Source organism: Streptomyces sp. NPDC051064 (genome assembly GCF_044455985.1).
In the GTDB taxonomy this organism is placed as follows: domain Bacteria; phylum Actinomycetota; class Actinomycetes; order Streptomycetales; family Streptomycetaceae; genus Streptomyces.
In genome coordinates this window covers 99,423-113,970 of sequence record NZ_JBITFK010000011.1, presented here as the reverse complement: position 1 = coordinate 113,970, position 14,548 = coordinate 99,423, and the positions used below count along the sequence as shown (strand labels likewise).

The window sequence follows — 14,548 nt, the reverse complement described above, 5'->3', positions numbered from 1 at the left end:
CTCCTTTCGTCGTGCTGGACCGGACGGGTCACCGGGTTTTCGTGCCGCGGCTCCCCGGCTCCGTCTCGTCGAAGGTGAGACCGAGGGCGGCCACGCACCGGTCGAACTTGTCGCGCAGGTCCTCCTCGTCGTCGCCCCCGGTGAAGATGTGTGCCACTTCGTAGCTGTAGCTGTCCTGCCCGGAGACGGTGGAGAGCTTCTGCCCCTCCTCGGGCACGACCTCGATCCGCACTCCGGGTATCTCGCGTTCGATCGCGGCGATCCGTTCCGGGGTGGGCACCTCGTGCACCTTCCCGTCGCCGAACCAGCGGTAGTACCACTTGGCGGCCACGGCGTAGCGGCCCTTGCCGCCGGTGAGTTGAGGGTCGCGGCCCAGCGCGAGGCTGATCATGCGGTGGTGGTTGGGCGCGCCGTCCACGTAGTCGAAGAGCTCGGCATGGGACTGGGAGTGCCGGGGGTTGATCTCCAGGAGGCTGATGTCCTGAGTCTTCGGGTCGTAGAAGTACTCGATGCTGAAGGTCGCCTCGTCCATGCCGATCCGCTCCATGGTCCGCTCGCTGACGTCGTGGAGCTTCCGGATCACGGGGGCGGGGAGGCTGCTCGGGTACTGGTGGCGCAGGAAGCACGGGGACGCCGGGTAATTGATCGAGTCCAGCACCCCGTAGACGGTCGCCTTGCCCTGGTGGACGTAGCCCTCGACGGCCACCTGGATCCCGGTCATCGCCTCCTCGGCCAGGCAGACCTGGCCTCCTACGTCCTTCATCTCCGGGGGGAGGTCCAGAAGGTCGAGTACGGAGTCGAAGGGCCTGCCGACCCTGCCTATGCCCGCCCGGATCTTGTCGACGGCCGCCCGGAACTCATCCATGTCCGAGACTCCGTACGCCAGCTCGGAGGAGTAGGCGAGGGCCGGCTTGAGCCACATGGGGAAGTTCACGCCCTCGGGGGGCTTCGGGTCATCCGCTTCCAGGTCCACCCGGCCGAAGCGCGGGTACTCGTCGATGACCTTCTGCTGTTCGAGCCGGCTCCAGTACTTGTGCTCGCACTTGACGACGGATTCGAGGCTGGTCGTCCGCACGCCGTACTCCTTGCCGAGCATCGGGACGAGAGTGCTCACCGGGAAGTCCCAGTATCCGACGATCGCGTCGATGCTGCCGTCGTGCGCGTCGAGCACAGCCCGGGCCCGGTCCATCAGCGCGGGCACGGACACCTCGCCCTCCTGCAGCTCCTGGACGGTCAGCAGGCGGTGGAACCGGTAGGAGCCCGCGTCCGGAACAGCCTCCAGAGTCGGCAGATTCGAATCGTCGAGGCCGACGACGAAGATGTTCTTGTGCTGCACCTGCGGCATGTGGATGTCCCTTCGGTAGGAAGTGCTTGCTGCACACCACAGGCGCCTGCCCTGCCGCACGGCTGACATGCAGTGCCATCTCCGGGGGACAGCCGGCATCGCCCTGCGCTGCCGCGTCAGCGCACCCCACGGGGGCGGTACTGGACGCTGATCCGTGGCCCTCGGGCGTGCGCGGTCTTGGGGACGGCGTGCTGCCAGGTGCGCTGGCAGGAGCCGCCCATGACGATGAGGTCGCCGTGGCCCAGCGGCCGACGCACGGTGTCGCCGCCGCGGCAGGGACGCAGGAGCAGATCGCGCGGGGCGCCGAGGGAGAGGATCGCGACCATCGTGTCCTGGTGCGAGCCGCGTCCGGTCAGGTCGCCGTGCCAGGCCACGCTGTCGCGCCCGTCCCGGTAGTAGCAGAGCCCGGCGGTGGTGAAGGGCTCGCCCAGCTCGTCACCGTAATGGGAGGACAGCGTGTCGCGGGCCTCGTCCAGCACGGGGTCCGGCAGTGCGTCCTCGGAGCGGTAGAAGGCGAGCAGCCGGGGCACGTCGACGGTGCGGTCGTACATCTGCCGGCGCTCGGCCCGCCAGGGCACTCTGTCCACGAGCTCGGCGAAGAGCTCGTCGGCGCCGCTCAGCCAGCCCGGCAGCAGGTCGATCCACGCCCCGTCACCCAGGACCGTCCTGCGCACCCCGGTGAGCGGGCCCAGGCGGGGGCGGTCGGCCTGGTCGAACAGCGAACCCTGGAGATGAACGGACATGGGTCAAGCCTACCCGGCCATTAGAACAAACGTTCCCGTCGGTCATACGGGGCCGTACAGGCGTGATCACCGCCTCCCGTCGCCTTGCCGTGGGTCGGCGGCCCGCCCCGGTCGCAGCGGCCGGGGATCGGCCATAAGCTGCCGGGGCCGACGGGGTACGGCCGCGACGGCCCTGACCAGGGGTTCCACTCCGCCCGGCAGCCGGACCGCACACCCGGGAGGACGGGCGGCCACCCGGAAATCCACATCACTGACATGCGCGCGGGTGGGCAGGAGAGCGGCGACGCCGCACGGCCCCCCTACGGTCGGCGGCGGGTACGGCAGACCTTGAGGGAAGGAGCGCCCCCATGTCGGAACAAGGACGCGGTGACGACGTCTACCAGCCGGACGGTTCGGACGCGGACAACCGTCCGACGGACGACCTCGACCCGGAGAACGTGATCGACGAGCCCGACCTCGACGACACTCTGGACACCGGGTACTCCCCGCCGGAGAAGCCCCTGGGCGTGTCGAAGTACGGCACGACCGGCGAGGAGCAGAGGGAGGGCGAGTCCCTCGACGGGCGCCTGGCACAGGAGGTGCCCGAGGAGGACCCGCTGCTCGCCGACGACGGGCCGGAGGACAACGGCCCGGAGGAGGACGACGCCGGGGCCGAGCGCGCCGGACGCGTCGCCACCGCCGACGAGGAACCCGGAGCCACGCGCAACAACAGGGTGCTGGGCCGGGACGTCGGCATCGACGGAGGCGCGGCCTCCGCCGAGGAGGCCGCGGTCCACATTCAGGAGGACGACGGAGCCTGATCGGCCGGGGCATGTGTCCTGGGCCCTCGGGACACATGCCCCGGCCGATCAGGGGAACGTCACGATCGCGGGCCACAACCAGGTGGACCGCGCGCAGGAAGGGTGACAAACGATGACCGACAACGGCAAGAAGCAGCGCAAGGTACTGGCCGTGGTCACCAACTACGGCGTGGAACAGGACGAGCTCGTGGTGCCCGTCGACCGACTCCGCGGTGCGGGGGTCCAGGTCGACGTCGCGGCCGTGTCGACGGACGACATCGTGACGCTGGTCGGTGACAAGGACCCGGGAAAGAGTGTCCGTCCCGACCTCACGCTGGACGACGCCGACCCCACGGCCTACGACCTGCTGCTCATTCCGGGCGGCACCCTGAACGCCGACACGCTCCGGCTCCAGAGCGCCACGACCGGGATCGTCCGCTCCTTCACGGACTCCGGCCGCCCTGTCGCGGCCATCTGCCACGGCCCCTGGGCCGTGGTCGAGGCGGACGTCGTCACGGGCAAGCGGCTGACCTCCTACGCGTCGTTGCGGACCGACATCCGCAACGCGGGCGGCGAATGGACGGACGAGCCGGTGGTGACGGACGGTTCCGGCGGCTGGACGCTGATCACCTCGCGCAACCCGGGTGACCTGGAACCCTTCGTAGGGGAAATCCGTACGGCACTCGCGGAGCGCCCCTGACCGCGGGCGGCGACCGGCTTCGCGGGCGGGGAAATCGGTGGCGCCGCGCGGGACGAGCCGATAACTTCCGCCTGAGCCCGGTGGGCTGCGGGACATGACGGCGAGGGGACCGGACGTGGAGACCGAGGGCGCACGGACCGACCGGCTGGGCCTGCTGCTCACCCAGTTCGACCAGGCCAGGGAGATGGCCCAGGTGCGGCTGACAGGGCTCGGTGACGAGGAGTACCTGTGGGAGCCGGTGGCCGGTTGCTGGTCGGTCCGGCCCCGGGGTGAGGCCACGACTCCCCGGGCGTACGGGCCGGGTGAGTGGGTGCTCGACAAGGGCGCCCCTGACATCCCGGCGAACGAGTACGCCGAGGTCGCCCGGCAGGCCGCCGGCGGCATGACCGTCTCCAGGATCGCCGATGACTGGAGTGTGAGCGTCGAGCGGGTCGAGCAGGTCCTCGCGCACACCGGCGTGCCGGAGCCCGACGAGACACCGGTCACCACCATCGCGTGGCGGCTGGGCCATCTGCACTCGTGCCTGGCGGGCCAATGGGAGTGGACCTTCGGCGAACGCCGCGAGGAGCCGCAGCTGCTGGTCGACTTCACCCCCTCCGCCGGGCCGGCACTCGAAAGGTTCTGGGCGCTGATCGACCGCTGGCGCGCGAGTGTCGCCGCCCTCACGGACGAGCAGCTCGACACGGTCGGCCTCTCGCAGTATCCGTACGGCTCCGATCCCGACGACCCCTTCGTCAGCGTGCTGGCGGGGGCCAACCTCGAATTCATCCACCACATGGCCGAGATCGCGGTGCTCCGCGACCTCCACAGGGCCCGGTTCGCCGGTCCCGGGTAGCCGGTTGAGCCGGAACGCCACCTGGCGGGAGCCCCGCCGATAGGGTCGTGGTCCATGGACAACAGTGCGGTTACGGAACTGGTCGAGAAGTACATCGCGGTCTGGAACGAGTCGGACGACCGGGTGCGGCGGGCCATGCTCGACGAGGTCTTCACCCCGGACGGCGTCTACGTCGATCCGATGGTGGAAGCCGACGGCACAGCGGCGCTCGACACGTACATCAGCGATTCGCAGAAGAACTTCGGCGGGATGCTCTTCACCCACGGCGCGGTGCTGACCCACCACGACGCCGTCCACTTCTCGTGGGAGGTCGGTCCCACGGGTGGGGCTCCGGCGGTGACCGGATACGACGTGGCGTTCTTCGAGGGCGGCCGGATCAGTCGTCTGTACGGGTTCTTCAACGGCTTCTGACCGGCCTGGCCTGAGCGGTCAACCGGCTTTGTCGAGCGTGGAGTTGATATTTCCGGAGGGCGCACACCATGTCCGGTACGGCCCCCAGCCGTGACAGTCGTCGCACAGCACACGGTCGGCCGTGCTGAGGGTGAACGGCGGCTGGGACAACTGCCGTTCGGTGTACACGACCGGCCTCCAGCCGGTGAACGGCATGAGACCTCGCCCGCTCCCCTCGTAGACCCTCACCTCGAAGCCCTCGTGCACGGCCGTCACCGGCGCGCTCGCAGCGGTCGGTCAACGTTCCGGCGCATGCGGGGAGTTCCGGTGCTTCTGGCGCAACATCCTTGTCCAGGCCGACGAGCACCTCCTCTCCCGGTTCGTCGGCACCTGCCGGGGATGTGCCGCGCAGTGTGCCTACGCCTTCACGCTTCCACCGGGCCGGGACGCGGCGTAGGGACTGGAGCGATCAGGTCACGCTCGAACCAGGTGCCCGGCTCACCGCCGATGTGGGCCGGATCGGCGGGGCCGACGGGGACGAAGCCGGCTCCGGTCAGCACCTTCCGGGACGCGACGTTCCGATGCGTCGCGGCCGCCCGAACGGTGCGCAGCCCGTGGTCGGCCGCCGCGAGGCGGCACACTTCCCGGACGGTCGCGGTCGCCACGCCGCGGCCGGTGGCGTGCTGAGCGACCCGGTAGCCGAGTTCCGCGGTGCGGTCCTCGATGTCGACCAGATTGAACCTGCCGATCACCGAGCCGTCCTCGGCGAGAAGCACGTGGAAGGCGCAGACTCCCGCCTCCTGCTCCGCCAGCAAGGCGCCGTACCTCTCGGTGAACCGGGCGAAGAAGTCGTCGCCGCGGTCGGAGACCGCTGCGGCGAAGTAGGCGCGGTTCGCCGACTCGAAGGCCAGGACCGCCGGGGCATGACTGACGTGCAGCCGCTTCAGCTCGGGCATCGCCCCACCCTACTCAGGTGGTTCGCGGGGGCCACCTGGTTTTCCCAGGGGGACACGGCGGAAGTGCCCTGCCGATCGCGTGTACCGGACGCTTCAGCAGCCTCCGTCACAGCAGCTCGCAGGACACTTCCACGTGTGTCACCGTGTCAGGGGATCAGGCCCAGCAGCCGTTCACGGTGGCGGCGAGGCCGTCCAGGGAGTCCTTGATGGCGGCGCCGTCCGCGGTGGAGTTGTTCTCGATGAAGGAGAAGATCTTCCAGCGGCCGTCCTTCCCCTGCGTGAGCCCGCTCAGAGCGGTGGCCCCCGTCAGGGTGCCGGTCTTGCCCTTGACCTGGCCCACGGCACACTCGGAGTTGGCGGTGTCGAACCGTCCCCACTCGGGCCCGAGCGTGCTGCCCGCCTCACCGGCGACCGGCAGGCCTTCGGAGACGGACTTCAGCCTCGTGTGCCGGGGGTCGGTGGTGAGATCGAGGATCTCGGCGACGGTCTGGGCCGTGATGCGGTTGGAGCGGGACAGCCCGCTGCCGTCGTGGATCTCGAAGTTGGACACCGAGATCCCGTACCAGCCGGTGAGGACGTCACGCACGGCCGCAGTGCCGCCCTCGTAGGTGGCCGCCCGGCCGGAGGCGAGGCCGGTCGCCCGCAGCAGCGTCTCGGCGATATCGTTGTCACTGGTCTTGAGCATCTGCTTGACGATCACGGACAGCTCCGCGGACCGGTGCTCGGCCACGGGGAAGTCCGTCGAAGCGGCCTGGCCGCGGGTCACGTCCCCCGTGACGCCGATGCCCTGTTCGGCGAGTTGCGCCGCGAAGACGTTCCCCGCGTCGATGGCGGTGTCCTGGACGAGCTTCCCGTCCACCACCAGGGAGCGCACGGGCGCGATCTGGTCGTCGTAGTAGCTGCTGTTCCAGCCCTCGGCGAGTGTCGGCGCCGCGAAGAGACTGTCGTCGATCCGGACCTTCACCGTGCCGAGGCCGGCGTTCTTCAGACCCGCGGCCGCGCTCTTGGCGAGCTCGGTCAGATCGGCGGTCGTCAGAGTGCGGTCGCCCCCACCGACCAGAGTGAGTGTGCCGTCGCCGTAGACCACCTTGGTCGTGAACGTGTGGTCGGGGCCGAGCAGGGTCAGGGCGCCGGTCGCGGTGGCGAGCTTGGTGTTGGACGCCGGCATCAGCGCCGTCTTCGCGTCGTGACCCCAGATCATTTCGTCGGACTCGGCGTCCAGCACCACTCCGCTGAAGGTGCTGCCGATGTTCTTGTCCTGGGACCGGGCGTCGAGGTTGTCCACGAGCTTCTGGTCGGTGGAGTCGAGTCTGCTGACGCTTTCTTCGCTCGCCGCCGGCTGGTCGGCGGCGAAGGCCGACTGACCGGCCATGACCGCGCCGGCGACCGGGGTGAGAACCGCGGCGACGAGCGTCCGGCGGACGGATCTGTTCACGGGCTGGGCCTTTCGGTGACGGCCTCCGGTGGAGGATACGGGCGCGGCGTCAGAACTGGGTATCACAGGGTCTCCACGTCACACACATGACGAGTAGGGGCATGAGGAATGCAAATAAACCTAGTGGCAGTCACCCCTTTCACAGGGGCCGCACCGAGCCGCTCGCTGTGCAGATTCAGTGACGGTACGGAGACCGTTTCAGTACCGGTACACGGGTAGCTGGGGCCTCTCGTCCGGATCATGCCGGGCTCGCGATGCCTGGTCCGGACGGAAGACCCTAGCGTTCCACACGCCTCAGGCCGCGCACGGCCGGGATCGCGAGCAGCAGGGCGCAGGCGACGAGCGCCATGGACGCGGACACGTACAGCAGCGGCACGGCCCCGGCGACGACGGCGAGCGGCCCGGCCGCGGCCTGCCCTACCGGCTTCATCACCAGCGAGCCGGCGGCGTCGTACGCGTGCACCCGGCCGAGGACATGCTGCGGGATGTGCGTCTGCACGCTCGTGTGGAACATGACGATCCAGAACGCCATGCCGACGCCGCTCACCCCGTAGCATCCGGCGATGAGCGGGGCGGGAAGGTCGAGAGCGACCCCCAACGGCATGAACACCCAAAGGATCATGGACAGGGCGCCGGCCCGGAGGGGATACCGCGGGCGGAGCCTGATCGCGACGATCCCGCCCAGCACGCTTCCCGCCCCGAGGGACGACATGACCAGGCCGAAGACCGATGCTCCGTGGTCGGTGACGAGCGCGCTGTTGCCGAGAGTGGTGGTGGGGCCCGCGCCGGCCAGCTGCCAGAGCATGAAGACGACGATGACGCTCCACAGCCAGGTCCTGGCCCGGAACTCCCGCCATCCCTCGACGAGATCGGCCCTGAACGACGATTCACCGTTCCGCCCGGCGGCAGGGCCCATCGGGACCGAGCGGAGCAGGAGGAGGCAGGCGCCGCTGGCCGCATAGGTCAGGGCGTCGAGGGCGACCACCGCCGCGGGTGAGGAGACCGCGAGCAGCAGGCCGGCCAGAGACGGTCCGATGACGAGGGTGACGGACTCCGATATACGCAGGGTCGCGTTGGCCTTCTGCACGTCGTGGGCGGTGAGCGGGGTGATGCTGGCGACTCCGGGCTGGAAGATGGCGCTGCCTGCTCCGATCAGGGCCAGCAGTACCAGGATCTGCCACAACTGCGGTGCACCCAGCAGGAACAGCAGTGCGAGCACTCCCTGGGAGCAGAGCCGGGCCGTGTCCGAGACGACCATCAGCCGCCGAGCGCCGAAGCGGTCGGACATCACCCCGCCGAAGATGATCAGTACCGCGAACGGGGCTACGAGCGCGGCGAGCGCATAGCCCACCCCGCTCGCCCCGTATCCCGCCCGGATCACGGCGGCAGTGATCGCGACGGGAAGCATCGCGTCGCCCAGCAGAGAGGTGGTTCGGGCGGTGAAGAACAACCGGAAGTCCGCTGTCCACAGCGGCGGATCGGACGAGCTCACCTTGACTCGCAGGTCAGGGTCATGTCCGAGCCGGTCACCGGTCACCGCTCACCGTCCCACGTATTCCGTTGATTACGCCACGACCGCAGCCACGATAACGGCCGTGTTCCCGGCCCGCCGCCGACTGTTCGGATCTCACGTATCCGAGGATCCTACGCGGATGATCGTCTTGACGTCGGCGCCCGCCGGGGGCTCCGTCCACGCGCGGTGGGCCTCGTGCAACGGAAGCCTCCGGGTGACCAGTTCGTCAGCCCGGTAGCGGCCTGCGGCGAGCCCGGCGATCACCGTCGGCCAGGTGAACCGGTAGCGCATGACACCCCGGATCTCGACCTCACGCTCGATCACGGAGGGCATCGGGACAGACGCGTCCTGAGCACCGACACCGACGAAGACGGCCTTCCCGCCCGGCCGGACGAAACCGCACCCGGAGTGCCGCACCTGCTGGACGCCGGTGCACTCCATGAGGACGTCGTACCCGTCCCGCAGAGCCGGGTGCCCGGCGGCAGCAAGTTCGTCCAAGGAGGAGAAGGTGTCAGCGCCCAGACGTACAGCGACCAGGCGGCGCGATTCCTGGGGCTCGATCACGGTCACGCTTTCGGCACCGCGTGCGTCGGCCACCTGGAGCGCGAACAGCCCGATGGGGCCGCCGCCGGTGACGAGCACCCGGTCGCCGATGGTGATTTCGCCTCGTTGCGAGGCCCAGAGGGACACCGAGATGGTCTCGACCATGGCGGCGGCGTCGTCGCTGACCTCGCCGGGGATCGGGTAGGCGTTGCCGGCGGGGACGACCACGTACTCCTGGAGAGCACCCTCCGCCCCCGGGACGCCGTGGAAGAGCTGGGTGGGGCAGACGTTGTACTCGCCGCGACGGCAGCTGCGGCATGTGCCGCAGGGGACCAGCGGCTCGACGGCGACCCGCTCGCCGATCCGGCCGGTTTCGACACCGGGGCCCACCGCCGCGACGCGTCCGCCGAACTCGTGTCCCATCACGAACGGTTCGGTCATGACGTCGCTGCTCGCGCGTCCCTCGTGGAAGAAGTGCTTGTCGGAGCCGCAGACTCCGACCGATCCCACCGCGAGCAGGATCTCGCCCGGGCCAGGCGCCGGAACGGGCCGCTCTTCCAGGCGCAGGTCCTCCTTGCTGTGCAGGACCAGGGCCTTCATCGTGGCCGGGAGGGTGGGAGTGTCAGTCATGGTGGTCTACCGAAGTCTCTCTACGGGCCGGAGGCGGTGGCGTCCGGCAGCCGGTGCGTTGGGGGCGGGGAGGACGGCTCAGCGGGTCCTGACCGGACGCCCGTGTGCGGCGAACGTGCCGTCGAGCAGGCTGGTCTCGATCTCCTCCAGGGTGCGGCCCTTGGTCTCCGCCATCCTCCGCAGCGCGAAGACCCAGGCGAGGACGTTGAACAGGGCCAGCACTCCGAAGACGAGCCCGACGCCGAGCCGGTCGGCGGCGAAGTACAGCAGGAGGGTGACGAGGAAGTTGGTGATCCACAGGACCAATGCGGTCAGGCTGGTGCCCTTGCCGCGTACCCGCAGCGGGAAGATCTCCGCGAAGTACAGCCAGGCCACGACGGAGAGGCTGCCGCCGTTGAAGGCGAAGTACGCCAGCAGGCAGGTGATCACGACAGTCTGCCCGCCACCACCCAGTACCTCCGGGGAGCCGCTGGACCAGGGAAGCATCAGCGCCATCACGGCCAGCGCCACGACCGCGCCGGGGAGGCCGATGACGACCAGCTTGCGCCGGCCCCAGCGTTCCACCAGGTAGATGCCGAGGACGGTGAACACCGTGAGGACGACACCGACCCCGACCGAGCCGAGAGTGGAAGCAGACTCCCCGAAGCCGGAGAGTTCCAGGAGCGACGGCGCGTAGTAGATGATGGCGCTGATTCCGGTGATCTGGGAGAACAGGGCCACCCCGACACCGGCGACGACCGCGGGGCGCACGGCGGGCTGGAACAGCTCCCGCCAGGAACCCTGTTCGGTGTGGAGCGTTCCTCGGATGTCGTCCATCTCGGTGTCCACCTCGTCGGCCGACGAGCGCACCCGGGCCAGCACCGCGCGCGCCTGTGCCTCACGGCCTCGGCTGAGCAGCCAGCGCGGGCTCTCCGGCAGGAAAGCCATACCGATCAGGAACAGCAGGGCAGGCACGGCCGCCAGTGCCAGCATCCAACGCCACGCGTGGCTCGGGCCCAGCACATGCCCCGAGAGGTACGCGAGCAGGGTGCCGACGCAGATCATCACCTGGAACAGCGAGGTCTGGGCGCCGCGCACGGCCGGCGGCGCGAGCTCGGCGATGTACACGGGGACGATTTGAGAGGCACCCCCGACGGCGAGGCCGAGAAGGAAGCGCATCACCAGCAGCACGGTCAGATCGGGTGCCACCCCGCAGCCCACGGCGAAGACGATGAAGAGCACGGCGACCAGCATCGTCGTGGGGCGCCGCCCCATCCGGTCGGAGACCGGCCCGGTGAGGAGGGCTCCGAGGATGGCGCCGAGCAGCGTGATGGCGGTGACGGCGGACTGCACGAACGTGTCGTCGGCGATGCCCATCGGGCCCTTGAGATGGAGCAGGGCGCTGCCGATGATGCCGGTGTCGTAACCGTAGAGGAGCCCGCCGACGCTGGCGCTCAGCGCGATCAACAGGGTGAAGCCCCGGCTGTGCCCGGCCGGGGGTGCGGCGCTCCCGGTGGGCGCTTCCGCCCGGACCGTGCGGGCGCTCACGGCTGCACCAGCCGGTACTCAACTCCCAGCAGGTCGGCCAGTGCCTCGATGTCGGCGGCCCGGTGCCCGACGCCCATCGCCCAATGATGCGTGGAGCCCGACCGGCTCCAGGCGTCCGCCCAGTCGGCCGGGTCGCAACCGAAGTCCACCCGGGAGGTGGTGTTGCCGATGCTCAGCAGGGGGCCGTCGACGACCGAGCCCTCCGAGGCGATGAACCGCAGGCTGCCGTCCCGGAGTTCCCCGATGGAGAACTGGGTGACCGGTCCCTGGCGGATGTCCACCTCGACGGACACGCCGCCGCCGGACTTCCCGTGATACACGTCCAGACCGCGCAACAGCGGCTTGCGGGCGGTGATCGCCATGTCCGCGGCGTCGTTGTGGCCCACTTCGCACACGCCGTCGTCGAAGTTGAGTGCCTGCCCCTCGGTGAGGGTGCCGCCGGCGCCGAACTGGTCCAGTACGTACATGGCGGCGGCCGCTCTGACTTCGTACTCGGTGACGGTCGGTATGCCCCGGGAGGAGAGGAGGGTGGCACCGATGGCGAAGCCGGCACCCAGCCGCTGGAGCAGAGTGTCGTTCTCGCCGAAGTAGAAGTACGCGAGCGTGTCGAGGCCGTACTCCTCCACCAGCCGGTCCAGCGCGGCCGACACCCGCGCCTGGAAGCGGATGTTCTCCTGGTCGGCGCCGGGGTGCACGGTGAACACCTCTTCGACGGTGGCCAGCACCCGCTCGGTGTCCGCGTCGGTGACCCGGTCGTAGCGGAGCTTGAGGTCGTCGAACTCCAGGACCTCGACATGTCCGCCGAACGTCCCTGTGAGGGCTGTGATGTTGGTGGCGATATCGAACATACCGGGGTAGAGGTGCCCCATCATCCCGTGCCGGGCGCCGCGGAGGGCGCGCACCACCCCGGCCGCGCGCACCCAGCGGTCGATCTTCGCCCAGGCGCGTTCGTCCGCCAGGTGTCCCGAGACGCTGCGGACGGGCATACCCAGGCGCTCGAGGGCCACACCGATCTCGGGGAGCCCGGCGAAGCCGGCGTAGCCGAGCCAATCGCCGGTGCCGAAGGTGGCATGGTCCATGGAGGTGCCGGGCTGCAGATTGACCAACAGGATCGGTGCGCCGCCGTACTTGAAGACGGGGAGGACCTGGGCCGAGGCCATATAGGTGGCGACGAACACGATGATCAGGTCACAGTCCGCCTTCCGCAACCGTTCGGCGGCGGCGGAGCCCTGGACCGGATCGGAGATCACTCCCGCGTACTCGACGTGCGCGCCTGTCGCCTCGACGCGCTCGCCTATCACCGCCGCGGACTTCTCGATGGTGGGCAGCAGGTCGGGGAACTGCGGCCAGTAGTTGCCGAGTCCGCCGGTGACGAGGCCGATCCGGGCGGGTGTGGCGGGCACCCGGGTGAGTGGGGCGGGAGGGACTACTGCGGTGAGAGGCATGTGGGGCTCCTGCGGGGAGGTGAGGGGCACTGGTCCCGGGACGTTCCGGCCCCGGAGCGGATCGGCAGAAGAGGCGGTTCAGAGGACTTCGGTGCCGTCGACGAGGCGGAAGGGCAGGCCGAGCAGATCGGCGGTGGCCTTCAGGTCCTTGGCGCGGTGCCCGGTGCACAGAGTCCAGTGGTGTCCCGCACCGGACGCGGACCAGGCGTCGGTCCACTCGCCCGGGTCCACGCCGAAGTCGACCCGGGACGTGGTGTTGCCGATCTCCAGCAGCGGCCCGGGGACCACCTCGCCCTCGGACACGATGAAGACGAATCTTCCGTCCGCCTCCTGCCCCAGTCCGAACGTGGTGACCGGGCCATGCGTGACGTCGAACTCGACGCTGACGCCCCAGCCTCGCTTGCCGTGGTAGACGCCGAGTCCGCGCAGCAGCGGGTCCTTGGAACTGATGGCGAGATGGGCAGGTCCGTCGTGCCCCATCTCTACCACTCCGTCACGGAAGTTGAGGGCCTGGAGCTCGGTGAAGGATCCACCCGCGCCGAGGGTGTCGGCGACGAGCATCGCCAGGCTGGTACGCAACTCGTACTCACCTGCCACGGGCAGGCCGCGTGCGGTGAGCAGCGAGGCACCCAGGATCATGCCGGCGCCCAGCCGCTCGTGCAGCTCACCGTCCAGACCGCGGTGGTAGTAGGCGAGGCTCTGAAGCGCGAAGTCCTCGACCAGCCGGTCGAGCCCCACGGAGACCCGCGCCGCCCAGTCGAAGTCCTCGGCGTCCACCGAATCGTCCAGCGTGAAGACCTCCCGGGCCAGCGCCACACGCGCGGCGGCCTCCTGATCCGTGACCGCCGCAACCCGGACCCGCAGGTCGTCGAACTCCAGCACCTCCATGTGCCCGCCCAACTGGGCGGAGACCAGGGTCATGTCCGTGGAGACGTCGAGCATGCCCGGGTAGAGGTGCCCCATCAGCCCGTGCCGGCCGTGCCGCAGGGCCGCCCGCACGCCGGCCGCGCCGATCCAGCGGCCGATGCGGCTCCAGGCGTTCTCGTCGCGCAGGTATCCGGAGACCGAGCGGAACGGGATGCCGCTCCGGCGGAATACGTTGGCGACCTCCGGCAGCGGGCACTGGCCGCAGTAGGCGAGCCACTCACCGGTGCCGAACTTCGCGTGGTCCATCGCCTCGGTCGGCTGTAGGTCGATGACCAGCACCGGGGCGCCGCTCCGCTGGGCGATCGGCAGCACCATCGAGGACGTGAGGTACGTGGTGAGGAAGGTGACGATGATGTCGCAGTCCGCGCGCCGCAGGACCTCGGCGGCCCCGACGGCCTCAGCCGGATCGGAGACGAACCCCGCGTCCGTGACCTCGCACCCCATGGACTCCAGGCGACGGGTGACGAAGCCGGCGGACTTCCGGAGCTGTTCCAGCAGCCCTGGGAACTGCGGCCAGTACGCCCCCAGGCCGCCGGAGACCAGGCCCACCCGGGTCGATCGGCGGGTTATGCGTTCCAGACCCGCACCGGACGCCACGACAGGTTCGGCAACCATGACAACTTCCCTCCGCGATGTATTCTTGATGGGACACTAAACATGGATGTAACAAGAGGGCAAGGGTTTGAATCGACTCAATCAGCAGCGCAAAGAGGGACAAGCGCGGCAGACACCGCGACATTCAGGCGTTTTCGTTACTCATCCGATGAACAGCCCGGCTCG

The 14,548-nt window shown here is 69.5% G+C and carries 13 protein-coding genes; 4 read left to right on the top strand and 9 right to left on the bottom strand.

Annotated features, from left to right (window positions below; genetic code table 11):
• Positions 1–28: 28 nt before the first annotated feature.
• Both ACIBCU_RS32940 and ACIBCU_RS32935 read right to left on the bottom strand, forming a co-directional pair.
• A complete protein-coding gene (locus tag ACIBCU_RS32940; protein ID WP_399235925.1) occupies positions 29–1,345 on the bottom strand; it encodes an acetyl-CoA carboxylase biotin carboxylase subunit family protein in 1,317 nt (438 codons plus the stop codon).
• Between the two features lie 116 nt (positions 1,346–1,461).
• The gene (locus tag ACIBCU_RS32935) at positions 1,462–2,088 is read right to left on the bottom strand and encodes an alpha-ketoglutarate-dependent dioxygenase AlkB (RefSeq protein ID WP_362928386.1); all 627 of its coding nucleotides are present in this window, start codon (positions 2,086–2,088) and stop codon (positions 1,462–1,464) included.
• Positions 2,089–2,435: 347 nt separating this feature from the next.
• Here ACIBCU_RS32935 and ACIBCU_RS32930 point away from each other — a divergent pair, with 347 nt between their 5' ends.
• The 4 genes from ACIBCU_RS32930 to ACIBCU_RS32915 all read left to right on the top strand — a co-directional run bounded on the left by ACIBCU_RS32930 (position 2,436) and on the right by ACIBCU_RS32915 (position 4,813).
• On the top strand, positions 2,436–2,888 hold the full coding sequence (locus tag ACIBCU_RS32930; protein ID WP_399235922.1) for a DUF5709 domain-containing protein: 453 nt from the start codon (positions 2,436–2,438) through the stop codon (positions 2,886–2,888).
• Between the two features lie 112 nt (positions 2,889–3,000).
• Complete coding sequence (locus ACIBCU_RS32925; RefSeq protein ID WP_362928382.1) at positions 3,001–3,567, top strand: type 1 glutamine amidotransferase domain-containing protein; 567 nt, start codon at positions 3,001–3,003, stop codon at positions 3,565–3,567.
• Positions 3,568–3,682: 115 nt separating this feature from the next.
• Complete coding sequence (locus tag ACIBCU_RS32920) at positions 3,683–4,402, top strand: DinB family protein (protein WP_399236140.1); 720 nt, start codon at positions 3,683–3,685, stop codon at positions 4,400–4,402.
• Between the two features lie 54 nt (positions 4,403–4,456).
• The gene (locus tag ACIBCU_RS32915; RefSeq protein WP_399235919.1) at positions 4,457–4,813 is read left to right on the top strand and encodes a nuclear transport factor 2 family protein; all 357 of its coding nucleotides are present in this window, start codon (positions 4,457–4,459) and stop codon (positions 4,811–4,813) included.
• Positions 4,814–5,217: 404 nt separating this feature from the next.
• On the opposite strand, the gene ACIBCU_RS32910 is transcribed toward ACIBCU_RS32915, so the two are convergent.
• From ACIBCU_RS32910 to ACIBCU_RS32880, 7 genes are all read right to left on the bottom strand, one after another.
• Entirely contained in the window at positions 5,218–5,748 is a 531-nt protein-coding gene (locus ACIBCU_RS32910; protein WP_399235917.1) for a GNAT family N-acetyltransferase, read from the bottom strand.
• A 154-nt stretch (positions 5,749–5,902) separates the two neighbouring features.
• Entirely contained in the window at positions 5,903–7,183 is a 1,281-nt protein-coding gene (gene dacB / locus ACIBCU_RS32905; protein ID WP_399235914.1) for a D-alanyl-D-alanine carboxypeptidase/D-alanyl-D-alanine-endopeptidase, read from the bottom strand.
• A gap of 277 nt (positions 7,184–7,460) precedes the next feature.
• Positions 7,461–8,675, bottom strand: coding sequence for an MFS transporter (locus ACIBCU_RS32900; RefSeq protein WP_399235912.1), 1,215 nt, complete (start codon positions 8,673–8,675; stop codon positions 7,461–7,463).
• 135 nt (positions 8,676–8,810) lie between these two features.
• Positions 8,811–9,869: a zinc-binding dehydrogenase gene (locus tag ACIBCU_RS32895; RefSeq protein WP_399235910.1), complete on the bottom strand. Its 1,059-nt coding sequence runs from the start codon at positions 9,867–9,869 to the stop codon at positions 8,811–8,813.
• Between the two features lie 78 nt (positions 9,870–9,947).
• Positions 9,948–11,396 (bottom strand): sugar porter family MFS transporter, encoded by a 1,449-nt coding sequence (locus ACIBCU_RS32890; RefSeq protein ID WP_399235908.1) that lies wholly within the window; start codon positions 11,394–11,396, stop codon positions 9,948–9,950.
• On the bottom strand, positions 11,393–12,841 hold the full coding sequence (locus tag ACIBCU_RS32885) for an arabinose isomerase (protein ID WP_399235907.1): 1,449 nt from the start codon (positions 12,839–12,841) through the stop codon (positions 11,393–11,395). The genes ACIBCU_RS32890 and ACIBCU_RS32885 overlap by 4 nt, the downstream gene beginning before the upstream one ends.
• A 78-nt stretch (positions 12,842–12,919) precedes the next feature.
• Positions 12,920–14,383, bottom strand: a complete 1,464-nt coding sequence (locus ACIBCU_RS32880) for an arabinose isomerase (protein WP_399235905.1) — start codon at positions 14,381–14,383, stop codon at positions 12,920–12,922.
• Positions 14,384–14,548: the final 165 nt, after the last annotated feature.

Excerpts from the sequence above, each read along its gene's own strand:
- ACIBCU_RS32935 (WP_362928386.1), bottom strand. The coding sequence starts at position 2,088 with ATGTCCGTTCATCTCCAGGGTTCGCTGTTCGACCAGGCCGACCGCCCC.
- ACIBCU_RS32880 (WP_399235905.1), bottom strand. The coding sequence starts at position 14,383 with ATGGTTGCCGAACCTGTCGTGGCGTCCGGTGCGGGTCTGGAACGCATA.
- ACIBCU_RS32895 (WP_399235910.1), bottom strand. The coding sequence starts at position 9,869 with ATGACTGACACTCCCACCCTCCCGGCCACGATGAAGGCCCTGGTCCTG.
- ACIBCU_RS32885 (WP_399235907.1), bottom strand. The coding sequence starts at position 12,841 with ATGCCTCTCACCGCAGTAGTCCCTCCCGCCCCACTCACCCGGGTGCCC.
- ACIBCU_RS32925 (WP_362928382.1), top strand. The coding sequence starts at position 3,001 with ATGACCGACAACGGCAAGAAGCAGCGCAAGGTACTGGCCGTGGTCACC.
- ACIBCU_RS32940 (WP_399235925.1), bottom strand. The coding sequence starts at position 1,345 with ATGCCGCAGGTGCAGCACAAGAACATCTTCGTCGTCGGCCTCGACGAT.
- ACIBCU_RS32930 (WP_399235922.1), top strand. The coding sequence starts at position 2,436 with ATGTCGGAACAAGGACGCGGTGACGACGTCTACCAGCCGGACGGTTCG.
- ACIBCU_RS32915 (WP_399235919.1), top strand. The coding sequence starts at position 4,457 with ATGGACAACAGTGCGGTTACGGAACTGGTCGAGAAGTACATCGCGGTC.
- ACIBCU_RS32910 (WP_399235917.1), bottom strand. The coding sequence starts at position 5,748 with ATGCCCGAGCTGAAGCGGCTGCACGTCAGTCATGCCCCGGCGGTCCTG.